Source organism: Halotia branconii CENA392 (assembly GCF_029953635.1).
In the GTDB taxonomy this organism is placed as follows: domain Bacteria; phylum Cyanobacteriota; class Cyanobacteriia; order Cyanobacteriales; family Nostocaceae; genus Halotia; species Halotia branconii.
Genome location: NZ_CP124543.1, coordinates 3,068,108 through 3,094,213 on the forward strand (window position 1 = coordinate 3,068,108; position 26,106 = coordinate 3,094,213).

Annotated in this window: 12 protein-coding genes; 1 reads left to right on the forward strand and 11 read right to left on the reverse strand. The window is 38.2% G+C overall.

Translation table 11 applies throughout. The features are described from left to right. Positions 1-55: 55 nt before the first annotated feature. The 11 genes from QI031_RS13430 to QI031_RS13480 form a co-directional block, all read right to left on the reverse strand. Positions 56-3,109, reverse strand: a complete 3,054-nt coding sequence (locus QI031_RS13430) for a peptidase domain-containing ABC transporter (RefSeq protein ID WP_281485629.1) — start codon at positions 3,107-3,109, stop codon at positions 56-58. Between the two features lie 49 nt (positions 3,110-3,158). Further along, positions 3,159-3,758: a helix-turn-helix domain-containing protein gene (locus QI031_RS13435; protein ID WP_281485630.1), complete on the reverse strand. Its 600-nt coding sequence runs from the start codon at positions 3,756-3,758 to the stop codon at positions 3,159-3,161. 1,342 nt (positions 3,759-5,100) lie between these two features. After that, the gene (locus tag QI031_RS13440; RefSeq protein WP_281485631.1) at positions 5,101-5,835 is read right to left on the reverse strand and encodes a peptidylprolyl isomerase; all 735 of its coding nucleotides are present in this window, start codon (positions 5,833-5,835) and stop codon (positions 5,101-5,103) included. A gap of 1,524 nt (positions 5,836-7,359) precedes the next feature. Continuing rightward, the gene (locus tag QI031_RS13445; protein ID WP_281485632.1) at positions 7,360-7,836 is read right to left on the reverse strand and encodes a HetP family heterocyst commitment protein; all 477 of its coding nucleotides are present in this window, start codon (positions 7,834-7,836) and stop codon (positions 7,360-7,362) included. Positions 7,837-9,002: 1,166 nt separating this feature from the next. After that, complete coding sequence (locus tag QI031_RS13450; protein ID WP_281485633.1) at positions 9,003-12,152, reverse strand: cysteine peptidase family C39 domain-containing protein; 3,150 nt, start codon at positions 12,150-12,152, stop codon at positions 9,003-9,005. Between the two features lie 811 nt (positions 12,153-12,963). Further along, positions 12,964-15,207, reverse strand: a complete 2,244-nt coding sequence (locus QI031_RS13455; protein ID WP_281485634.1) for a peptidoglycan DD-metalloendopeptidase family protein — start codon at positions 15,205-15,207, stop codon at positions 12,964-12,966. 999 nt (positions 15,208-16,206) lie between these two features. Then, entirely contained in the window at positions 16,207-16,668 is a 462-nt protein-coding gene (locus QI031_RS13460) for a tRNA (cytidine(34)-2'-O)-methyltransferase (RefSeq protein WP_281485635.1), read from the reverse strand. Between the two features lie 322 nt (positions 16,669-16,990). Beyond that, positions 16,991-18,130 carry a glutamate--cysteine ligase gene (gene gshA / locus QI031_RS13465; RefSeq protein WP_281485636.1) on the reverse strand — a complete coding sequence of 380 codons (1,140 nt, stop codon included), beginning with the start codon at positions 18,128-18,130 and terminating at the stop codon, positions 16,991-16,993. Between the two features lie 308 nt (positions 18,131-18,438). Then, positions 18,439-19,377, reverse strand: a complete 939-nt coding sequence (locus QI031_RS13470) for a hypothetical protein (protein ID WP_281485637.1) — start codon at positions 19,375-19,377, stop codon at positions 18,439-18,441. After that, on the reverse strand, positions 19,361-23,848 hold the full coding sequence (locus tag QI031_RS13475; protein ID WP_281485638.1) for an AAA domain-containing protein: 4,488 nt from the start codon (positions 23,846-23,848) through the stop codon (positions 19,361-19,363). Before QI031_RS13475 ends, QI031_RS13470 begins: the two co-directional genes overlap by 17 nt. 17 nt (positions 23,849-23,865) lie before the next feature. Continuing rightward, positions 23,866-24,783: a histone deacetylase family protein gene (locus tag QI031_RS13480; protein WP_281485639.1), complete on the reverse strand. Its 918-nt coding sequence runs from the start codon at positions 24,781-24,783 to the stop codon at positions 23,866-23,868. A 271-nt stretch (positions 24,784-25,054) separates the two neighbouring features. Between QI031_RS13480 and QI031_RS13485 the strand changes: the two genes are divergently transcribed. Next, positions 25,055-26,104, forward strand: coding sequence for a mechanosensitive ion channel family protein (locus QI031_RS13485; RefSeq protein WP_281485640.1), 1,050 nt, complete (start codon positions 25,055-25,057; stop codon positions 26,102-26,104). Positions 26,105-26,106: the final 2 nt, after the last annotated feature.

Here is a 26,106-nt window from a genome sequence, read left to right on the forward strand (position 1 = left end):
TTACCTATTTCCCCCTGCTCCCTGCTCCCTGCCCCCCTGCTTCTTCCCTAATCCCTCAAGCTGTAGTAGCGAATTGTTGTTGGTTGAGATAAAAGTAATGACCTCTTCTGGCAATTAATTGATCGTGAGTACCGCTTTCGACTAGTAAGCCACGATCTAAAACCAAAATTAGGTCAGCATGACGCACGGTGGAAAGGCGATGAGCAATGATTAAACTGGTGCGTCCTTGGAGAATTGTTTTTAAATTGTTCTGAATAATACGCTCAGATTCAGAGTCGAGGTGGCTGGTGGCTTCATCTAAAAGTAATAAACGGGGATTTCCCAGCAATGCACGAGCGATCGCTAGTCGTTGGCGTTGTCCGCCAGATAGCATACCGCCGCCCTCACCAATTTGGGTTTCGTAACCCATTGGCAATTGTTTAATAAATTCATCTGCTCCTGCTAATTGCGCCGCTTCAATCACTTCTTCTAAAGTGGCTTCTGGATGAGCAATACTGATATTTTCACGGATTGTCCCACCAAATAAAAAGGTATCTTGATCGACAACACCAATTTGAGAACGCAGCGATCGCAGGGAAATACTTGTCACGTCTTGAGAATCAATTAATACTTTGCCATCTGTCGGCGGATAGAGTCCTAAAATCAGTTTGGAAAGGGTAGTTTTTCCAGAACCACTACGTCCGACAACCGCTACAGTTTGCTCAGGCAGAATTTCAAAACTGAGATTTTGTAATACGTTAATATCGCTTTCTGGGTGATAGCGAAAAGTAACGTTTTCAAAACGAATATTACCGTACAATCTGGGTAAATGTTGGCGGGTTTGGTGTTGTAAGTCTTCTTCTGGCTCTGCTTCTAAAACATCATTAATACGCTCAGTAGAAATAATTACTTCCTGTAATTGATTCCACAACACGACTAGCCGTTGGAAAGGGCGAATTATGTTGCCTAACAACATATTGAAAGCTACTAATTGTCCAATTGTGAGTTGATTTTGAATGACTAACCAAGCCCCATACCACAGTAATCCTGTAGTTACTAAAGATTCAATGGCGGAACTAATAATTTGTAATTGATTACCAATGATCTGCCCACCAAAGGTTTTTTTAATCACCTGATTTAATCGTTCTTCCCAATGCCAGCGTACTGTTTGTTCAATTGCCATTGAGCGAATCGAACGAATACCTGTAAGGGATTGAATCAAATAACTATTTTCATTAGCTGAAGCGTTAAAAACTTCACGGCTAATGCGACGCAAAAAAGGTGTGGCGACAAAAGCAAGTAGTATATAGGGCGGTAAGATGGCTAAACTCAGCAATGCCATTGAAGAACTGTACCAAAACATCAACCCTACATAGACAAACACTGTGAGCAAATCTAAAATGATTGACAGTGCTTCTCCAGTCAGAAAGCGTTGAATTTTCTGATTTTCTTGAACGCGAGAAACAATATCACCAACGTAACGTGACTCAAAGAATGCTAAAGGTAAGCGGAAGGTATGTTTAATAAAGCCTACCAATAAGGCGACGCTGATTCGGTTAGCTGTGTGGTCTAGTAAATATTGCCGCAATCCATTGATAACAACGCGTAATAACCCAAAAATTATTAAGCCTAAACCCACGGCATTTAATGTTAATGTGCTGCCTTGCACAATGACTCTATCTAACAACAATTGGGTAAATAAAGGAGTAATCAGTCCAAATACTTGAATCAACACCGAAGCAATGAATACTTCTAGTAATACTCGTGAGTGAGGTTTTACTAAATCAAAAAATTGCCATAATGTTGTGCTTGCTTCTTCGGTATCTTTGAGCAGGGCTGTAGGCTGCAATAATAAGGCATAACCAGTCCAACCAGCTTTGAATTGGGTAGTAGTCAAGCTGCGTTGACCGATCGCCGGGTCGCCAACAATCACCCGTTTGTTGTTAATTTCATAAACGACAACATAGTGTTTACCTTCCCAGTGGGCGATCGCTGGTAAGGTTTGTTGGGCTAATTTATCTAGACTGGCTTTTACCGGACGAGTAGTAAAACCAATACTTTCTGCTGCTGTTGTCAAACTCCGCAATGATGCGCCACTGCGAGTGACATTAGTTTGCTCCCGCAGTAGATTTATACTTAAGCGTTTACCCCAATAACGACTAATCATCACTAGGCAAGCCACGCCGCAGTCTGAGGCGCTTTGTTGTTCAAAGAACGGATACCGCTTGGTTAAACGTCCCCACCAATGACCTGCTCTCACGGTGGGGCTGGGAAAGTAGACTTGTCGTTGTTTTGGCTTGGGTTCTGGGATGTGATTGAGGATTGACGATTGAGAGTTGGGTAAGGGAGATTGGGAAGAGTCTTCCCCATTGACTCTTTCAGCCTGGCGCTCTTGAAATTTGAGCAACTCTGCCAATTGTGGCCAATACTCTAGTGCTAATTGCCAATCATCATTTTTTAATGTGTAAATAATTGTTGGTTGCTCTGCTTGGCAAGTTCCTAACTTTGGACACACATAGATATTTCCCGGTGTCAATCGACGGCCATCAGTATGTATAAGTTCTCCGCGACGCAATAGCCACAGCTTAGTATCTTGGAATAGTTTGGCTGGTAAGGAACCCGTTCCCAAGGTGTGCCGTTCAAATAAAGATAGCGTTCTGAGTAAGTCTTCTACAGATCCATTGTGAGGCAGTAGAGCGCTTTGACTAGTTAACAGCAATAAATCCCAAAGTTCTGCACTTCTTTTGAGGCGATCGCTAATACTCGGATATTTGTGCATTACTTCGTGTAATGCTGCTTGGGGAAGATGACAAAGTTTTAAATTTACAGAAGCTCTGGCGACATAAGGACTAAACTCCTCTTCGGGGAATAAAGTCAATTCGCCAAATGATGCACTAGTTGACAGGGTAGTAATTAAGTTATTAGAGTTATCTAATAGTCTGACTTTACCCCCAAGAATCATATATATACCAGCAGGTGCTGCTATTGACTGCCAGAATTGTTTTGCTACTGGTGGTTGGACAATTTCTGCCTCTGCTAAGCACATCTCAATTTCACTATCAGACAACGACTCACCTAAAGTTTGGCTGAGTTGTTGAGCTAACTGTTGCTGGGAAAACCCTGATGGCATTTCCTGACCTCCAAAACAGTATTAATCAAGAATGAAATGTATCTACTTTTTAGTTATTGGTCTGCATCAAATTTAATGACCAACGAAAACTAGTTTCTGAGTTCGAGTGCAAATCGGAAATAGTAATACCAGCATCTTGATTTTCGTCAATTTTTCGTTGAGCCGAAGTTTTGGGTTTGGTGGAAAGTCCCATTTGTTTTAACAGGCGGTTAATATGGCGATCGCTGATAGTAATGCCCAACTCATTAGCTAAATGTTTGCTTAACCATTGAGCTGTCCAGTAGGTAAATGCATAACCATAATCACGAGGACTGTTACTAACTAGTTCTTTCAAACGTTCAATATATTGAGCATTGACAATCTTGGGTCTACCTATTGGTCGCTCATGCCATTTATGGGCTAAACCTGCTTCTGCTAGACCTATCCAGTAACGTGCCATCTCTTGAGAACAACCTAATATTTCACATATTTGGGTTTGAGATTTACCCGTATCTGCTAATAACATAATCTCAATTCTTCGCCGATATTCTGGCTGTAATTTTGTCTGCAAATGTTTCAATAAAGCTTTTCTTTGAAAAGGCGTTAAAAACTTACTTTCATGAATTTCAGAGTTGTCGATAGTTGTGTTTTGATGAAGATAGTGTGACATAAAAATTACCAGTTGCTGTCTACAGTACAATGTGGATAAAATGTCCTTTATACTTGCTGCATTAATCCTCATTAACTCAGTGATTACAAATGCAAAATTAATTAGCTTTATGAGGCTAATTAACTATTTATGTAATGTGTTGTCGATGCCGAGTGTTTAACCACCTAGTGTTTTAAATTCTAAGGGGCTATTTGTATACTGCTGCTATTTTTAACCCTCAATCTTAGACTTAGTGTGTTGTACTGGTATGAGAGTGATAATAAAAATTTGTCGGTGGTTCAGTAATAGTAGTAAGCAACCCTAACAAAATGTTGTTTTACCTGAACTAATATTTCAGATAAAATACCTTAACCCAGTAGGTATTTCACTGATTAATTTCCAGAATTGGACAGACTTTATCGAAGACAGTTTTAATGAGTATTATTTTCAACCAATTACTTTGGTTAATAATTTCAGACAAGCGGAACGGAATCTTTTAATAACTTCTATTTTGAGGATGTTATTGAACTTGAGAACACAAGTTCATAGTTACCTTTCAAAATATTTAAGTTGGTGATGTTGAGATTCCCAAAAAGGTTGAAACCTATTCCATAAATTGGAACTTAGAGATAGCTAAGGTCAGGTATGAATATCTACTTTTTACACTAGTGTATTACTAGCTATTTCCTCATCAGCAGATTTTAGTACATCTGAAATAACCTGAAAGATCAGTTCAACGAAAAAGCGACAGTTCTTTAATCTCTTGTCTTAAGCTACTGTTATTTTTTTAGAAACTTTCTTACATATAGTCAATAGTTTTTAGTTAAAAATCGATATTTTCATAATATCTTTATAACATCTTTATAGATTATTTATAATTAGTTATGTCCATAAAAAACTCCTACTTATTGGTTTTTGAGATATGCAAACATTCAATATCGGAAATTACTGATTAAATTGTAACTATTAACATCAAATGTTAGGCTTTTGTATATGAGCTTTAGCAAATGATGAATTATCATTGCCGAGAACTAATACACATACATCTATCTATAGCAATAAAACAGCCTATTTATATTAGCTTATCTCTTGTACATTTTTAGTATCTATCTCTAGGATGAAAGTTATATATAACTGCATTTAAAATGACAAAATTATCTCTAAAAAATTTTTTACTTATTGAGATAAAATTTGATAATATTGAAGTTACTATAGCGATCGCTACTTTGTGTAATTAGTTTCCTAAAACTTCTAAGCAAACATTTATCCGTAACATTATAAACAAAATGGCGCATTATAAAAATTAAAATCATTACTGAAATTTATGTCTGTAAATTTTGTAATTATCCTATAATTAACTTAGTCATGATGAATTAAGCATATAGTCTAGTTCTGTAACTAGCCAGTCGTGAAACATATTGTGGAGAATTTCTTGATATCTTTCAGGGGTTAATTCAGCAGGAAGTAACTCTTCAACTATTAAAAGATGATGACCTTGTTCCGTTTTTAGAGGGCCTATCAGCTGTTTAGGTGGAGTCTGAAATATCATAGCAGCTATATCTGGTTGGATATCAAAACGGTAAATAGTTCCTTCATAACCGCACTTATGTCTGCGATGATCATCAATATCATAAAGGTTCGCTGCATGATAAAAACTGATTTCACCTTCTGCAATTTGATAATAAATTTCTTGAGCAAGTTTGTCAGATTCAACAATGATTTGATAGAGAATTACTTGCTCAAACTCCAGACTATTTTTAATAAAAAAATCTTCTACTTTTTCAGCAAACATGTAGTGAGCTAATTTTTGTGATAATAAGCGATCGCGAATCCCCATTTCCCAGTCATGGGGAGTAACCAATTGATCGCTTAACCATGCAAGAGTATCTGTAGCCTTCTCCAAACGCTGCTCTCGACGCTGGCGATCGGCTTCCGCCTCAATTTCTACAGTTGTAACAGTTATTCCTCTTTGTTGAGCTGCGTATGATATCACTCTTTTAAACAAAATCTCTTGATACACTTCCTTCAGATTCATTTTTCGTTTGAGGAAGCTGACAATTTCCTCAGGTTCAATGAATATTTGGGAAAGATCATTCATTGGGATGTGTGCTTTTAAATAAATGGAAAAATATACATTAAAAGTCGTCTTTGTATCTTTATTATAGAGGGATATAAGGAAAAAGTCGGCTTTCTATACTCTTATGGTAAAGCTAGCTGATACCGTTTCACTTTAAAGTTGATAAATTTGGGCAAGCAGGGGAGGCAGAGGAAGCAGAGGAGGCAGGGGGAGTAAGAAAAGTAATTTGTATCAATAATTTCGTGAAATGGTATGAGAAGAACGAAAGTGATAAAGTACGGTTTGCAGAGTTATTCAGTTATTTAGAATAAGTTGGCGGCGAACAATTTGCTAACAAATAAAAAAAACTGAAAGCTGTTTTTTGTCAGCTTCCAGTAATTGTTATATAAATTGCTAACTTATAAAATGAAGATAATCCTAATTGGAACGACTAGGATTATGATTCATCTAAAGAGAAGCGTAAGAGTTATTAGTTCTATCAGCCACAACAGCGATAACAATTAAACCGTCACTTTTTCTGTTTCCATTTTTAGTGATGGTGCTAAATACGAGTTTTGGAAACTCAACTAACACCAGCGCTAATACAGAAAGTTCTATTCAATTTCTCCACCACAAAGAAATTTGATAAAAGTCAATCAAAGTTAGTTCCGGAGTAAATCACCATTTTAACTTTTGCTTGCTCAGACTTTCTCGGAAAAGAATTACCAGCAGTAACGATTAAATTTGGTCGCAGTCTGGGAGTCACCCACTCCCTAAAATACTGACTGCTTCAGCAACAGCAATCAGTTATGTGTGTTTGATAGTCAATTAATCATTGATTTTATTTTTGAAAACAAATTTATTCATTTAGTCTCCTCTCTTTAAATACTTATTTATAATTTAGAACATTGAAGTATTAAAAGTTTGCCATAATGGCAGATTTTAATAATAATTTTGCAGGTAATTTGAGATAACTAATTAAATTATAGTGATCTGGTCTAATTTCTCAATCCTAAATAGAAGCAGGAAAGAACAGCTAAGAAGGAATAAAGCAAAAAGTCGAGCCAGCCTAAGAGAATAATCTGAAACGCCTATTTTTACGTCTTTTTGCAACAAAAGGATGTAAATGATCAAGCTGGGATGCGATCGCCTACATTTGTGATGATATCTGAGACTCAGGCTAGGAATAATATTTTTCTCTCCTCGTAGTAACAGAAGAGGGGTTATACCAATTCAAATAATGTTTGCGACAGATAAATTCTTCGTAGGGAACATCAGTCACCTGTGTCAACTTACAGCAATTTTCAGGCTTGGCCTCCTCACCCGCCTAGGAATCAATTCCCAGGCTAATAGCGAAAGTCTACTAAAGTAGACTCAAGATTTTGGGCAATATCTAGTAATCTTTAGATGACTTTGGCTATTAGCAAGGAACTTCAGTTCCTTGCGGGGCAAAGGCATGGTATTAGTTGATTACACTGCAAAAACTGCCATGCTAATTGATTAGCATGACAGGCTATGAGGCACTTAATTAACTGGGAAGTAAAATTTATTAACTCAAGATATTGTTTAATTAATTTCGCAGACTTTTAGAGAAAAATCTTGAGTACTTTCAGGTTGTGATTGGGGTTTGACAAATTGAGAGTCGTGAACTTGCTTTTGCTTTGTCAACCACTGATTTAAACCACCGCCACGGATTTCTGTTTTTTGCTTACCTACTACCTCAAGATAAGCAAGGTCTTTCATGTTGCCTAAGCAGCTTTCTGAAACATGAGTATCAGACCTGTTGTCAGGAGATACCTGAGTAACTTTTATTCTTTCCTGATTTTGCTGGTTTGTTCTGTTAAGTTGGGAGTTTTCTTTAAGCAATCTGTTATAGGTGCGATAGGGAATATAGTGTAAAGGATTGTAACCAGCCAAGCGTAGTATCAAAACACATGCCCAGGAATACTTTCCGCCAAGAATTGCCTCAACTATTTGGTCAAATTGTTCAGGATTGATTTTTTTATTGAAGTTGCTATTAATGCTAGAAATTTCTTGGTTCATGGTATTGGTTCTCTTGGATAAAACTAATTCAGTCTTTTTAATGGTCGGGTTTGTATTTATTTAGTCCCAGGAATATATCTACAAATGCTGTAATTACAGATGTTTATTAAAGAGACAACCACATTAATCAAGGCAGACTAATGTCTAAATAGTTAGAAGTCTTTGTATGGTTATTGAGTAAATACGGCTTTGTTCTATTTAAATGTCTGTAATTCTAACTTTACCCACTTGACTTGATAATTGTATTGTATATTTATTTGCACAAAGGCAATAAACATATATGTAAAATTTTAATGTATTCAAGCTGAAAACTACAAGTTTATTCCATGAAATATTAAAAACTGCTTTGGCATTTATATACCTAATATTTTTGTTCATTTTAACAGATGTTTAAGTTAAATCTACTGAACCAATTTCGAGGTTTAGATGTGTATTGTGCAACTTTGTATTTTGTCCCATATTTGTTAGGTAGTGAGGGGCGTAACCCCTCATTGGTAAATCATTTGAGCTTTTATTTTTTTCAGTATACCAAGAAAATTTACCATTAATTACGTTTACAAACAACTGTTAAATCTAGCCAGAAAAATATTATTAAATAAATCTAAAATATACTGTTTATATGTTCAAGAAAAACATTTTTTCATTTACTAGTTAGACTATGTGTATCGAAATTATCTAAATATCTTGATTAGCAAGGTTTACAGACATGTGTATCTAGCAACCTTACCGAAAAATTGTTGTGAATCTAGCTGAATACTTAGTAAGTAATCAGAAAAAATTAAGTTCATTCCTGGAAGTGGCGGGATTTCGTGTCAGGGGTCAGTTGCTTTTGCTATTCACCACTGATACCGTTTCACTTTAAAATTGATACAAATAGGCAGCAGGGAAGCAGCACTTCGGCTACGCGGTAGTTGAATCTCGACTTCGCGGCAGTTGAGCGTAGTCGAAACTCGATTGCCGCGCAGCGCCGCACTGAGCCTGTCGAAGTGTCGAAACTCAGTGACCAGGGGGAAAGAATTAAAGACAAATCATCTGTTTCAAATATTTCGTGAAATGGTATGACACCTGACGGCGACGGGGTGATGGTTACTGAGCTTGTCTTGAATGTAGCCGAAGTACTATTACAGACACTCCTTGAACAAGTAGGTAACGCGATCGCCTTTTGATTAATGGAACTGTAGTTGAGCTAAGTGGGAATATAGACCAGCGATTGCCATTAGTTCTTGGTGATTACCTTGTTCAATAAGAATACCTTTGTCTAAAACAAGAATATGGTCAGCATGGCGAACGCTGAAGAGACGATGGGAAATGATAAAAGTGGTACACTGTTGACTCATCCGGGCTAAATTCTCTTGAAAGCAGCGTTCCGATTCTGCATCTAGACCATTCGTTGCTTCATCAAAAATTAAAATTCCTGGATTCCTAATCAGGGCGCGGGCGATCGCAATTTTTTGGCTTTGTCCATCAGAAAGCCTCAAACCCCCTTCTCCTACTTGAGTGTTATATCCCAAAGGTAAAGCTTGGATAAAAGTATGTGCATCTGCTAGCTTGGCAGCTTTGATCGCATCCTCTAGACTCAAATCCGAGTTGTACAGGGTAATGTTTTCTAAAATGGTTCCCGAAAACAGCAAATCCTCTTGCAATACTAAACCTAATTGACTTCGCAACGACCCAGGAGAAACACCAGCAATATCATATCCATCAATTAAAATTCTTCCAGTATGGGGACGATATAAACCAGCCAGCAAATTTACTAAAGTACTCTTACCAGAGCCACTCTGACCAATAATGCCAATAGTTTGCTGGGGTTTCACCTGAAAAGAGATATTTTGTAAGGTATTACGCTCTTGATCGGGGTGATAACGGAAAGAAATATTGTCAAAATGCACTTCACCACGAACTGAGGGCATTACCACTAGAGGTTTCTGGGGATTTTCTTCGGGTTCAGAAGTCAAAATATCATTGACCCTTTCCAAAGAAATCTGCACTTGTTGAAACTCATCCCACAATCCCACCAACGCCAACACTGAAGTCATAACATTGCTAGTGAGCATATTCAAAGCGACAAATTTACCTAGAGAAACCTGCCCCTCAATTACTAAACTGGTTCCAAACCACAAGACAAGAATGTTACCGACTTGATTAATCAAGCTTCTAGTCAGTTGTAAACGGTTAGCTAATTTCTGCCCTTGAAACCGCGCTTTCAACATCCTCATCAAGCGCTTTTCCCAATGTCTACGTACTGGTTGCTCAGCTGCTGCGGTTTTGATTGTGGCAATACCAGTGATCATTTCTACCATTAAAGAGTTATATCCTGCGGATTCCTGAAAGATTTCTTGTGACGCTTTTTTGAATGCTGGACTTACCCCCAAAGTTAAAATGACGATAGGTAGAATCCAACCCAAGACCAAAAGGGTAAGTTGTAAGTTGTAATCAGCCATCAACCCCAAGTAGATGAATGCCATGAAGGCATCTATCGAGGCACTGATAACTTGATGGGTAAGAAACAGTTGAATTTTGCGGTTTTCTTGAACGCGGCTAATAATGTCTTGTACTTGGCGCGATGCGAAAAACTGCAATGGTAACTGCAACGTATGTGTAATAAAATTACCAATTAAGTTAATGTCAACGTGATTGGCAAGATAGCCCAATAAGTATTGACGCTGGGCGGTTATAATATTACGCCAGATGCTTAAGCATAATAAGCCGATCGCAACGACATTCAGGGTTGCAAAGTCTTTGAGTGGTATAACTTGGTCAATCACTACCTGAGTACACAGGGGAGTCGCTAGCCCAAAAACTTGTACCAACAATGAAGCGAAAATCAATTGTCTAAGTAATTTACGATGACGGCCTAGTATGTGCCAATAACGCCTTAGAGAAACTTTTTCGCTTTTGAGGAGATGAAAACGTTCAGTGGGGTTTAACACAAGAGCATAAGCTGTCCAACTGGCTGCAAAATCTCGGTATGGCAGCCATCGCTTGCCGATCGCTGGGTCAGAAATTAAGATGCGATCGCCTTTAATTTTCCAAACTACGACATAGTGAATGCCTTGCCAGTGGGCAATCCACGGGTGAGGATGCAACTCTAACTTATTCAAACTTGCCCGGACTGGTAGCACGTCATATCCTAAAGATTGGGCTGCTATTGCTAATCCTTGTAAAGATGCACCCATGCGGTCTACCCGCGCTAAGTTCCGCAGAGTAGGGAGACTGAGGCGTTTGCCCCAATACTGGCTAACCATTGCCAAACATGCTGCCCCACAATCCGACGAACTTTGCTGTTGAATAAAGGGATAAGAACGCCAGAATCGAAATATTGATTGACGTTGGTTCTCTACGGTTAGAAAGTCAATCTCTGGAATCTCTAATATTGTTGATATTGATACTGGAGTTTCTAATTGGGAACTACGAGATGGCAAATCCATCAACTTGGGAAGCAGGATTTGAGGTTTGCGATCGTCAGTACTCACTGTACCCGGCTGCTGTTGCTCTTTTACTAGTTCATCCTGGTCAGGAAATAACTGTGGTGCAATTTCCTTGACTGATTCCCAATGTTCTATAGCCAAGCGATAAACTAACAAATTTGTTTGGGCAATGCCAACTGGAAGTTTGACATGAGGATATCCCCAATTTTCTCCTATGTGTGGCGGTTTAGCCGCTGCTGATATGGTCTGAACTTTGCCACTAGCTAACCAAAAGCGTCCCTTAGTCGGGGAAGTTGCTTCTTGCAATGATGAACCAGCAGTTATTTTAGTAGGTTGTAAGTAGGGTAATAATTGCCGCAGAGTTGAACTAGTTAGCGATCGCAACTCGGTGTAGCTTTTAAAGAAAAGTAGCGTTTGTCGCTCAATCGCAAGCTGCTGTAAATAACTTTCTAGATGAGGTAGGCGCTGTAACCAAGATTGCAGTTCAGTAATATTTATTTGAGCTACCAAACTCTCACCAGCTGCGATCGCTCGGTATGGTAGAGCTTGATCGCAAAATAAATGATCTGCACCGAATGTTTGCTGTGCTAATAGTAACTGAGTTGAAACTTCCCGACTGACAGTTGTATCAAACCCCAGCAAGCGCACTCGACCTTGACATACTAAATATAAAAGATTACTGCTATTATCTACAGCATAATTAGTCAGTTCGTCACCTAGTTGAAACTCTCGAACCACCCAAGATTGGCTAAAGTCTGATACTAAGTTTGTATCCCCTACAAACATCTGCAAAATTCTGATGATAGCTGCTTTTGGAGTGAGAAATTTTTGATTATTAGTCTGTTTTTTCAAATCTCTCTGAACTCTTAACAATGAAGAGGGATACATAGTTTAGCCTAAAATACAAAAAATCTTAATTGTTTAAATAATTTATTTTTTAGTCTATCTTAATTAAAAAATAAATTATTTTACTTTTTTAAAACTGTTATTTACATGATTACTTTTCAAAACTTTTTATGTATAAAAGTTTGGGAAACAAAACTATACTATTAAAAAACAAACTTAATTAACATCAGAATATTCATCACTTACTGATGTTTCTAATAAAAGTTAAGTACCCAGACACAATTAATTACACATATTGTTTTTCTGTTCCCTGTTAAGAGTTCCCTACCTACGCAAATATGTTCATTAATCAAATCGGATTGCTATAGTTATCAATATACTTACTTAAAAAATACTAAATTACTTTTTTAATACGATAGAAAAATTAATATGTATATAGACTGAGTAATATTAGTAACAACTATACATTTTTAAAAGCAGTATTAATTTGAGAATATTTAAAGTTTTCTTAACCCTATTTACATTTTCCTTGTATTCATAAAATACCCGGAAAATAAAATCAAAAATTATAGATTTTTTCTGTTTTCCATTGATGCTTATACCAAGTTGCAGTCAAATATGGTATTCCTTCCGTCATTGCGACTGGAACAAAGTGGAAGGAAGCAATCTCATCAACCTTGAACTACTACAATAGAACGCAAATTAGTATTAATCAAACAGTATTGGGTATAGTCGTACTGCACATAAACGAGAAGCATAATAAATACAAGGTAATTAAAAACAAAAGAGGAAGTTAATTAAACTTCCTCTGACAAATAAGATAACTATTTAGTTAGTTATAGACAGGTAGAAACTATATGCGGTTTTGGTTGTGGTCTGGTAGAAGAGCGATGGGATTCACTGCCCCCTTGCCTGATGGATGGATTTCAAAGTGGGTGTGTGGACCAGTACTAAAACCAGTGCTACCCATTTTGGCAATTATTTCTCCTTGACGAACTTGCTGACCTGCTCTAACTAAAATCTTGCTGTTATGAGCATAGCGAGTCATACTACCATCTGGATGTCGAATTTCTACAAGGTTGCCAAAGCCACCCTTATTCCAACCAGCTTTTTCTACCACACCGTCGGATGATGCTTGAACTGGTGTGCCAGTAGCATTAGCAACGTCAATTCCCTTGTGCATTCTGCCCCAACGCCAACCATAGCCGGAGGTGAATACACCTTTTGCAGGCCAAACATAGGCAACAGAAGACGATGAAGGAGGGGGTATAGTCTCGTCAACTGGCTTGGGTAAATATTGATCTACTGCTGCTAATGGTGGGAGAGGGTAATTTGGAGACACATTGGTTCCTCGCGCCCTTCCTAAAGAATCTGAAGCATTAACTCCAACGGGAGGTGTTGCTATTTTCGTGGCCGATGTTTTGGGAGAAAGAGTCACCTTACCAGCTGTTGAATTAGGCAAAAACTCTGGATTTACTGGCTCGTCAGTAGAGAGAGTAGCACGAAATTCTGGCTTAATCGGTTGAGTACTATAACCTGATGCCATCGGGCTAGGAACGGCAATTGGCACTGCCAAATCTTTACGTCCCGAAACGGATGTTGATACCGCAAAGTTGTTAGGAACAGCAACCGGAACTGGAATTGGCACAGCAGCACTATTGCTTTCAGTACCAGTCGTTGTACTGGAAGCTACATTCCCAGATTGTTGGGCGCGGTATTTTTCCTGTAATCTTTGGATTTCCGCTTGTAAGCTTTGGAGACGTTCATTTCTAGCTCTTGCTACCTTCTGCCCTGGTTTTTTAGACAGCTGTATTTCGGTAAAAGCTTTTGGCATTGGAGTATCACCACCCACGCCGTCAGTCTCGACACTTGCAGGGGTTGGCTGAGGTGCGATCGCAGTATTTGCCTCTACCTGATTGTTTGTAACTGTCGGAACCGGAATAGTAACACTGCTGTTATTAGCAACAATTGATACCGGAGAATTACTGACAGGGTTAGCTACAACTGGAATTTTGATCGCTCTAGGTTCAACTTGACCAGCAGGAATAATCAGTCTTTGGCTGATTTTCAGTTGATTGGGATTGCTAAGATGATTTGCCTTGACTAGTTCTGCAACCGAAGTATTGTATCTACTAGCGATCGCTGCTAGCGTATCTCCAGGTTTCACTTCATAGGCTTTAGTGGTCGATGACACAACAGCTTTTTGTGTGGCTGGTACAGGTGCTGTTGCTACTTGCTGCGTTGACTCACTCGTTTGGTTTGTCTGTTTCAACCTCGATAAGAGGTCGGCTTTGCTGGTATCGCTCAGAGTTGGCGACTGTTCTATTACCGTATTGCTTGTACTGATAGGTGGTAATTGATCTACTTCAGTCGTTGCCTGTGCTAACTCAGTTTTAGCTTTTGATGAGTTTTTGGACTCCCCAGACCCTAACTCCGCCAGACTTTTTCTTAAACGGTTCGATTTTTCTTGTAAGCGATTTAGTGCAAACTCTTGTTGTGCTTTGAGTTGAGCATTAACTTCAGTACTAACGACTGTACTTTGTTGCGCCTGAGTTTTCAGGAAAGAATCTTGTCCGCCAGCAACACCGTCAACACTAGACAGTTGTTGTGATGTCTGTTTTAGCTTTTTGGCTGCTTGGATTTCTTGCAACAATTGAGATTGCTGGGAAATACCAGTTTTATCAGCCGTTGTTTTGGAAACATTGTCTGATGCCGGAACCGACAAAGACATTCCGCCTGCTGCAACTTGCCATTTAGCTTCAAGCCCAGGTAATTGCGAAATTGCTGTTGGTTCCACAATGACAGAGTTTTCTGGCACGCTAGCTGATGAGATTATTTGAGTCTTCAGCTTTGTGGAAGCAAATTTCATTTCAGTGTTAGAAGCAGCTGGAATAGTTGAGGCAGCCTTTTGGCTGCCTACGGGCGCTGCTGCTTGGGCTTGATCACTTTGCCGAGTCACCAAAAGGCTAGTTGCGCCCATTGAGATTGCTAAGCCAATCATGGCGGCTTTTGTCCGTACTCGACGGTTAACCATCGGATTAACTGTATTTAGCTGTTCTAACGGGGCACCATCACTGCTGGGGGTATTTTTCAGCACAGCCTTCACTCTTTTTTTCAATGCTCGTTTCAAAGACGACCTCCTATGATCACTAGCGCTTAACTGATCTCGATTTTTTCAGTCGGATACTAGTCAATGATTTAGATCACATCAAACTATGGATCAAGATCACATTCATCAGAGATACTTAGGCAAGATTAACCTGCTTCTCTGATTTAGACAAGTTCACACCTGTTAGCAAAACGTAAAAGTTGCTGTGCTTACTTGTCCGCTCAACTCCTCAACACCCTAGAACACGTTGCTTTTAGCAGTTATCCGTGCTTATCTTGCTTCACTAGTTATGACTGGAAAATATTATTTACCAAGTCCGTTGTCGATGTGAGCAAATGAAAATGCTACGACTTCTGGAAAAGCGATGCCCCCTGCTGTAGATATCTTCAAGGTTTTTTTCCCTGATCAGTCTTATCAACATGAGACTTTACGTTGATTATTCCCTCGAAAACAACCGTACAAACTTATAGCTACTTTTGTCCTCCTGATAAATACGTATTCCCTTAAAATATCTCAAATACTTGATTAGACAAGGCTTTAACCTTTTTGTTCCTTCAGTTCAGGACTATTCAAATTCACCAAAATCTATCATTTAAATCTGGTGTGTTTGGGAATTTGATATACAAATTTCTTATGTTAACCCACTTGTTTTAGTAAGTATTTCTCACTAATATCACATAAGTTTATTGTATTTAAGTATAAAATAATACTTTATTTTATGTAGATATGGGAGTAGCTCTCTCCCTAAAATGTTGATAGTTTTACTTACCATGTCAGCTAATGCAATTGAATTTGCTTACATTTGTAAATGTTTAATTTATCTCATAGAAGTCTTTACCTATATGAGTTTTTGTCCAACACATTAGATCTATTACGGACTAAGAAGTTATCTTCTATATCCCAAGAGTAATGATAATATGGATTATTTAAGATGAATGTTTAAAAACTTTTTAAGTAAAAGTACTTAATAAAAATTAAAGATAAAGACTACATTAAACAGCCTAACTGACGACGAGCTTCAAATAAACTGACTGCTACACTCACTGAAAGATTTAAACTGCGAACCTGGGGTTGTGCCATAGGAATATGAAGAGTCGCATCACAAGCTGACAGAATTACTGGTGGTAAACCAGTGGTTTCACTACCAAAAAGCAACCAATCGTCATCTTGAAATTGGAACTGGACATAATTAACACTGCCCTTGACACTGAAACCCAACCGTCTGCCTCCACGCTTTTTGTGTATGGTTTTAAAGGCTTCTAGTGATTCGTGATAATGCAGTTTGACATAAGGCCAATAATCTAAACCAGCTCTTTTAAGATAGCGATCGCTAATTTCAAATCCCAAAGGTCCCACTAAATGTAATTCTGTACTTGTAGCAGCACAAGTGCGAGCAATATTGCCTGTGTTTGGGGGTATTTGCGGATTGACTAAAACTACCTGAGGCATTACCCGTATAACTTCTTTTTTGTATAAAATGATATTTTTACCAAAGCAAATCTACCATAAGGTAGAGGTCATTGATAGGTTTTCTTAATAAATGTCTGATGATCTCTATCGATTAGATTTTTAAAACAAAAAATTAATTATCCCAGAGCATGATCTAAGAGTATTTATCACTAGCCCTAGGCAACATGCCTGTTTTTGAAGACAAAATACAAAAAATAGTTGTATTTGTAGATTTTTCTGGAATTGGTTGGATCTCCAGAAAATCTACTTTTGGGATGAAGACAGATTTTGAAAACACTCTCTAAGGGCTACCGCCAAAGTATTAAGCCACTAGTGACGAACACAAATTGTTTTCTAATTCCAATTCGCGTTCTTGGGTGGCTGCAATAGCTTGGGTAATAACGCACTGACTATCAAAACCAACTTTGTACAGTTGTAACCACTGCTGGGCTTCGTTCCCTTCGCGAAGGATTTTATGCACAGGAGAAAGAAAGCAGCTAAAACCTTGTTGTTTGGCGATCGCCCAAACATCTTGGTAAAGTTCAGTAATCCAATCTCTAGCTGTAATGCTTCTGCCATCTTGCCAATGTCTCAGTTGAGCATCAAGACTGTTACTAGCTGCTGCTGCTTCGTTGCTAACAATTAGGGTAATGAGTTCTTCGGGAGAAAAAATACTTTGGGTTAACGGATCGATGCTGGGATTGTCTATTATTTGCAACAGACGTGCTTCCAATAAGGCGGTAATTGCTAGTAAGGCAATGGGATCTGTGACTAAATCGCAAATTCGCAATTCTAGACGATTGAGATCGTAGGGACGGCGATCGCCATTTGGTCGCACCGATGACCACAAATGCCTCACGTTTTGCATTGTCCCAGTCGCAAGCTGATTTTCTACCCACTCAATATGATGGGCGTGACTAGCAAATAATGGCACATTAATAGGCGTTTGGGGGAAGATTCCCCAGCGAGTGGAGTGATAACCAGTGGTTTTGCCATCTAAGAAGGGAGATGAGGCGCTGAGGGCGAGAAATAAGGGTGCTTCTGCACGAATGACTCGACAAGCCCGCATTAAAACTTCTGGGTCGCTGATACCCACGTTAATATGAACGCTGGCGGTAACTACTTTTGTGCCGTAAGTTGTCTCTATATAGTCGTGATAGGGGTTGGTAGGGTCGGAACGAAAGAAGCGATCGCTATCACCTAAAGATAGAGTACTCCCTGGTATTAAAGTATAATTGCCCAAACGTTGGAGATAGTCTCGTAACTCACGCCTAGGACGCAACAAGGCGCACAAGAGATTCTCATAATTGCTGGATGGGTCGGTTACGTATTCTACATTGCGGCTATCTGGTTCCCGCATAAATCCATCCAAAGATCCGACAATTTTGTCGGAGAGACCGACTATTTCTCCTTGAGGCGTGCCAGTGTACATCTCAATCTCAAAGCCTTTTAATAGCGCCACTTGATTACTTCTCCTCGGCTTTCCCTGCTTGTAAATTGTATCTAATTAGACGAATCTCTGCATCTACAATTTGAGTTAATCCAAAGTTAAGAATCTTTTAACCCAAAGTACTAAGAAAGATAGATGCTTTGATTCTTTACTGTAAAATTACGAATGATTAAGTATAAAAATACGTGTATATTTCTGGTGAAAAGTATCACGCAGAGGCGCAGCGAAAAGTTGTAAGGAGGGTTTCCCTCCGTAACAAACTTTTCAAGACAGAGACGCAAAGGAGAAGATTAAAGTCAAGAATCTGAAGAGAGATATGGTTATAAGTTTTTCCGTGGTTTTTTTGTCTTTTTTTGTTCTTGCATTTGAGGTTTTGTATGTTGCAAGATAAATTGATCAGGCGAATCACTTTCATCTGAATTTTTCTGATTGAGGATTGCTTGACGTTCAAAATTGATGGTTTCATCTGACAGTTCACACAGTGCTTGCAAGGATATTTTACCTTCAGCTTGTAGTGATTCTAGCCAACTTGATGCCGATTCTAAAATTTGTTTACCGTTTCTTAATTGAATGCTTAATTTATCTTCCAGAACATTGAAGAAAACAAAAATTGATATTTCTTTACTAATTATTTGATTTGCTCCTACTACTCTACAGGCAGTAACAATTTTTCCTTCTTCTGGGATGTGAAATCCTAAACCTGAAGCTTGAATACTTTGTTGAATTTCTGCAAGTGGTAAGCAGGAAATATTAGTATCTGTATGATCTATATTTACAAATTTTGCTAAATCAGGCAAGTTTAACGAAACATCATTTAAAGGTTCAGATTGAAAAATCAACTTTTGATTGAGAGGATCTGAAATAGCATAAATATTTACAGAATATGGAGGCTGTGGTACAGAACCTTTCTCATAAAATGAACGACCTTCAGAAGAAACAGTAATTGGGGATGTTGCTGATAGAGTTTGTAATGTCCGAAGATTTTTAGTTGTACTGCGAATAAATATAGTATCAAGCCCAAGTATAGACGCTAATTCATCTTCTGTTGGTGGCGGATCAAATTCAATTCCCGCACGGATGATAAATTCTTCGAGTACGTTAAATTCGCGTGGTTCTTTGATAGTTATTTCCACACGATTTTGATATAAGCTATAACAAAATTGACGCGCTGCTAAAACCGACAAATTAGGATTTTTGGCTTCAATTTCGTCTATAATTTTTCTGAGATTGTCATCAATAGGTTTAGCTGAATAAGTCATAAACATCAACGAAACCTCCATGACGACTTACAGTATTTGAAACCTCGGAATACATACCTCCGACTCTACCAGATTGATGTGTAAATAAATCATGACAACCCACAATTACTAATAGTTCTTGGGCGCGGGAAAAAGCCACATTTACCCGTTCTGGTTTCTTCGCAAATCCGACATCTTGTTGATGATTATTGCGAACCATACTTACAATTACCACAGGTCTTTCCATACCTTGAAATCGGTCAACTGTACCTGTACGAATTTCTAATGAGGGAAAAAGTTCAGATTGCAAACGCTCATCAATTTTCCGCAGCTGAGCGCCATAAAATGTAATTACGGCGATTTGTTTTTTCGGTTCACCGTTAGCAACTCTAAAAGACCAAGTACTCTCAAATTGTTGACATAAACGTTCAATGACATCAATTTCACGAGTATTAAAAAAAGAAGTATACTCACGTTGTTCTTGAAATTCATTTTCTTGAGGCATTTTTACCCAGATCAAATGATGGTCTGGTTGAATAATTTCACCTACTAGATTGTGAGCGCGTTTTATGTCAGGTTCTAAAAGACCGCATTCTAATTTACCGTCATAAAACTGATTGATTGCTCCCATAATAAAGGGATGCATTCGATATTGGGTAGTTAGCATCTGCTTGATACTTTTATCAGCAGACTCAAACTGACTTTTAAAAAGTGACTCTTCTAAAAATTGTAGTTCTTCTCTTGTGCTGCTGGTTTTTTGGGCAACTTCTTCTAAAGTGCTAGTATCAAGCATGGGTGGTAGTTGTCGATGGTCGCCTACCATAACTAACTTTTTACCTTTCAAGGCGGGTATGAGTAATTCTGGTGGAGTACACTTGCTGACTTCATCAATGATTACCACGTCAAAAGATTTAAATTCTTCAGAAAAATCTCGGCCTGCTGCTTGTACACAAGTAATACCGACGACGTTGGAGTTATCTAAATAAATTTGTCGTAAGTCGTTGCGGTCTCGCTCTGTAGGATTTTTGACTTTTGCAATCCAATCTCCGATAAAATGTTGATAGCGACTGAGATAAGTCTCTTCAGTTTGCAGTTGCTCTTGCCAAGATTCAAACTGAGTTTTCAGGCTGCGTAAAAGCTTCCAATCGAACAAGTTGCCACTAGAATTTTGAGGTTTAAATTTATCTGGTATGGCTTGCCATTCTGTCTGCCACCAGTTTCTTTCAGTTATTAAAGTTTCTGAAATTTCTGGTTGCAATTGCTGCTCTAACTTATGTAATTTTGTTTGAATGTTTTGGAGTTGTTGTTGAGAAACTATAGTTTCTTCATTTAGCTTTAAAAGATGTTCATCCAAAGAGTGTTTAATATTTTCTAATACAGCAAAAGGTTCTAAAGATGAAATTATAGTTTCCAGATTATTTATGCAAGTTTCCCAAGAATTGATTTTTGTGGCAAATTCTTGAGGCTGTTCCCAAATATTTGCTTGCTGATTTAAATACTTTTCAACTAAGGTACGTAATTGAGTAGGTACATTATGCTGCTGGCTGAGTTCTTGCAAAATATTGATAACTCGTCCTAGTTGTAACTTCCCATCTTTTTTAGCTTTTTCTACCTGAGATTGAATACTAGATATTTGCTGCTGGGTGATTTCATAATTTTGCAGTTCATTTAATTGTCGTTGTAGATGCTGAAGTTGATGTTCAGTTTCGATTTTCACTCTTGAAACACAGTGACGAGCATTTTTTAAGATGCTTTCTAATAATTCTTGGGTAATATATTTGATAGTAGAATCGATGTTATCTAATTCCCAGGATGCGCTATAATTTTGTTGCATTCTACTCAAAAAACACTGAGTATTTTCAATCAATAACTTTCGCTGTTTGGGAGTCAGTAATTGATAATTATTAAATTGTTGGTAAGTTTCTTGCCATTGGGTGCGATCGCTTGATAATAGCACTAATGGAATCTGACTTAAAGTTTGTTGTAAAAAATAACTAAAATTATGTTGATTACCTTTTCGATCAATAAAACCTCCTTCTATTTCATAGGCGATCGCTTTATTTAATAGTTTCCAATCTGGCAAGTTAATTGTATAATTTTTAGGCAATAAAGGTAACTTCAAGGAATTAGCAAACATCCACAAACCTAGAGGTAAGTCTACTAAGTTATCTGTTAACGGTTGACCAGATTGCTGACAAGTACTGATTACCTGATACAAATGAGTAGGTGCTGTAGACTTCCAATCGACAACTGCTGTGATAATATAATCAATTTCTCGTTGACGATTTTGTAAAATCTGGATAGTTTGCTGTAAGTTTTGCTGTTTGGGTAGTAATTGCTGACGTTCTGTTTGTAGTTGATGCAAATAGTCACCATTCTTTCTCACAATTTGCGCCGATGCTGCAACTTCTAACATGGCTACACTTGCATCTTGAGCATGATTTAATACTATTCTCAATTGAGATAGTTTATTCGCCACAGTTTCACGCAACCAAACTGCTAATGCAAATGCACCACGCGCAGTAGGCATTAAGCCTAACTCATTTGTATAATTAATAGCTTGACGAACATTTGCTAAAAAGTTTTTAATTAATATATTACTTTCTGTATATGGCTTCAAGCGTGGTAAAAAATCTGCAACTTCTGGAGCTTCCCAATTAACATTTTGGGTAGTATTTAGTAACTTATCTAACCCCAAATATAGAGATTCAACTTCATTTTTTTTGACTTCTAGTTCTTGAAGTACTATTTCTTGCGCTTGAGATTTTGTTACTAAATCTGCTTTAGCTTTCTGAAACTCCTGTTGTTTTTGATGAAATTCTTCCTCTACTTTTAGATATGCTGTAAATCGTTGTGATGATGCTAGCAATTGTCGCAAAATTTGTACATTATCCAGACGTAGAGCAACTCTATTTTCGCAGTCAGCAGCAGTATTTTCTAGCCATTTGCCAATTACTTGATCTTCTAAAAATGCTTGTCCTTCTTCTCCAACTTTCTCGGCTCGTCCCTTACGGATAGCGCGGATAACTGGGTTATGAACTAAGCGACTTAAGGCATTATCAACTGCTAAATTGGCTTGAGAAGCAATCAGGGTACGTCCACCACGCAGGGCAACTTGATAGCAAATCTCAGCAATTACAGTAGTTTTGCCTGTACCTGGGGGGCCTTGAATCAGAACTAAATCTTCGGCTGCAAGTACCTTTTCTACTGCTGCTTTTTGACCAGGATTCGCAGAGGATAATAACAAATCCTGTGGCTGGAGTTGCACAGTTTTTTTAATCGGTCTGGCTTGAGAAGCCTCAAATAAAAAGTTGCCCAAGTAAGGATTTTGGGTATAACCATGATTCAAATCATCTAAGGCTTTTTTCTTACGTTTAATTTGTTGAATATCGCCAACTGCCTCAAAATACAAGAATCCGGTGGCTGGTAGCTGATAATTTTTTGCTGCTATGTATTCGGCTAACTCGCGTTCTAGCTTGATGCTGATAATGCCACGTTTGGGGTCAACTTCTTCAATAGTGCCTAATTGACGACCGCTATACCAGCTTTGTCCTGTGGGAGTATTTTCAAATAGCTTTACTTCTTCGTTTCTGGCTTGTTTTACGCGTTCCCAGAAATTTACTTCCTTCAAGGAATTTTCTTGAGAACCGTCTAGGGTGGCTGAAGCCACATCAATTTCAAAATTAATCCGCCTTTTGTGACTCTGATTTTCAGCTACGTAACGCACGCAAAACTGACGCGCCTTAGCGATATTTTCCTCAATCTGTAAAAATGCTTTCCAAGCTTGTAGTTGTGCTTCTGTAGGTACATGGTCGCCACAGACTGGTGTGGCTGCCATCCGTGCTAAAGCTGTTGAGGGAATACCAATAGAATATTGATGATTGGGTAGCAGTCGTAAACGACAAGGTACTGCATAGCCATCGATTTGTCCCCGCGAAGGTTGTAGCAAATGCGCCGATAGGATTTTTAAACCGCCGTGTCCATCTTGAGGTACAGATGCTCGAAATCCGATAGTTTTTTTGAGTTCGGCTAATCTTGGGGGTAATTTTACATCATCCCAGTCTGTGGCAATTGTTAAGTTCCAAATTTCCTCGCCTGGGTCTCTGCCGTTACCTTGTCGACGCACATAAAACAGGCAAGGTTTTTGACCAACGCATTCATACATTAACTCGTTGGCACGTTCCCGCCGCTCCCGAAAGTCAGAATATAGTTTCAGGGCAGTTTCACCTTCAAGATTGTGAATCAATCTATCAATTGCTGAAGCTATTAAGACATAACCCCAATCTTCTACAGTTTTGACGTTAGAAGTTGTAGGATTTTTTACATCTGGTTTTTTGGCTACTGTGCGAATGCGTTCGGCATCAGCTTCTAAAATTGTGCTTCTTTGGGTTTTGACTGCAATATTAAGTTGAGCGCAAAGAGCTAATAGCTCTTTGCTACCTAAATTTAATTCTTTTAATAATTCGGATATTTTAACTTTGGCGTTGTTCATTCTTAGACAATGCTATCTTAAAGCCTGTACTGCTGATAGACTTGGCTGGCAGCGCGATGTAACAAAGAGTGTCGCCATACTAAAGACTTCATATCATCGGCGTAACCGCCACCAATTACACAGGCGACTGGATAACCTGCACCCACACAAGTACTCAAAACCTGCATTTCTCGCCGAAAAATGCCAGTATCAGTTAAGGCTAATTTGCCCAAGCGATCGCTTAAATGAGGGTCAACACCTGCATCGTAAAATACTAAATCTGGCTTGACTTTTGACAATAGTTCTGGTAGATAATTCGCCAAAGTTTGCAGATAGGCATCATCTTCCATTCCCACAGGTAAAGGAACATCTAAATCGCTGTTTTGTTTAGTACCGGGAAAGTTTACTTCACAGTGCATAGAGAAAGTAAAAACACTCTCATCGTTTTGAAAAATAAAAGCTGTACCATCGCCTTGATGAACATCTAAATCCACAATCAAGATTTTTTGCACAAGTCTGAGTTTTTGTAAAACGCGACAAGCGATCGCTAAATCATTGAAAATACAAAAACCAGACCCATAACTAGGAAAAGCATGATGAGTACCACCGGCAGTATTGCAAGCTAAACCTTGATTTAGTGCCAGCTTGGCAGTCAGTATTGTACCACCAACAGCTACACAAGTCCGATTCACCAGTGCCGGACTCCAAGGTAAACCGATGCGACGCTGTGCTTTAGGGTCTAAAGTTCCGTTACAGTAAGCTTGAACATAGTCAAGAGTGTGAACTAACTCAATTAACTCAGAGGGTGGACGTTCAGGAATGTGAAATTGTTCTATTTGCGCTACACCATCTGTCAAAAGCAATTCATATAATTGTCGGAACTTAGACATCGGAAAACGATGTCCTTCTGGCAGAGGCGCAATGTAATCTGGATGGTAAATAATTGGCAGATCCATGTTATCGATTTTTAATCATAGCTTTGATGCTCAATACATCTTAAGATTTTGTGGAGTTGCATAAATGCGGGATAATTTTATGGATTTTCCTTTGCGTCTTTGCGTCTTTGCGTGAGACATTCATCCTAATACCTTTCCTCTCTTTATCGACCAGATGTAACAATTTATAAGTGCAAATTTCAAGCAGCTACTTAAGCAATTAACAGGGTAGAATTTAACAAAACATGGTTTTGCAATAGTGAATATCTTAATCTTTATTCAAAATCTCAAAATGACTACGGTACAATGGATTCTCCCAGTAGCACTGATTTTATTTGCCTTACTGGCGGGAATAATTGGTGAAAAAGTTATCTTCACAAAATTAAGCAGATTTGTTACCAAAAGACAAATTCTTGGGGGTGAAGTTATATTTAACTCTCTACGCCGAATGACGTTTATTTGGTTTACCCTTGCTGGCTTTTCGGCTGCGATTTCTTATTCTTCATTGAAGATAGATGCAGATTTCAAAATTCTTCTGCAAAAAGTTATCACTATCATTTTTCTATCTTCTGTAACCTTTGTCTTAGCTAGATTAACTGCTGGTTTTGTGAGTTTATTTATTCACAGAACTGAAGGAGTTCCAGCATCACTGATCTCCAATCTAGCCATGACTATTATTTTGGTTTTAGGAACATTAATTATTTTACAAACCGTTGGAATTGAAATTACGCCAATAGTTACCACTTTAGGAATTGGTGGTTTAGCAGTAGGTTTGGCACTTCAAGACACACTAGCAAATTTATTTTCTGGTTTTTATTTAATTGTTTCTAAGCAAGTCCGAACCGGAGATTATGTAAAATTAGATGATGGACAAGAAGGTTATGTCACAGATATTACATGGCGCAATACGACAATCAGAGAAATTTCTAATAATGTAATTATCGTACCAAACTCTAAATTAGCTTCGGCAATTTTCACTAACTACCATTTACCAGAGAAAGAAATTACTTTAACAATGAATGTAGGTGTCAGTTACAACAGCGATTTAGAAGAAGTTGAAAGAGTGACTGTAGAAGTTGCTAAAGATGTAATGCGAGAAATTGCACCAGAATTAATAGCAATTGAACCATATATTAGATTTCATACATTTAATGATTTTAGTATAGATTTTACCCTGTATATGCGCGTCAGCGAATACTTTGATCAACGTATGGGCAAACATCTATTTGTGAAAAAATTACATAAACGCTATCAACAAGCCGGAATTACAATTCCCTTTCCGATTCGAGATGTTTATATGCAGGATAATGGGGCAGAAAATTCAGATATGGAAGTGGACTAAGA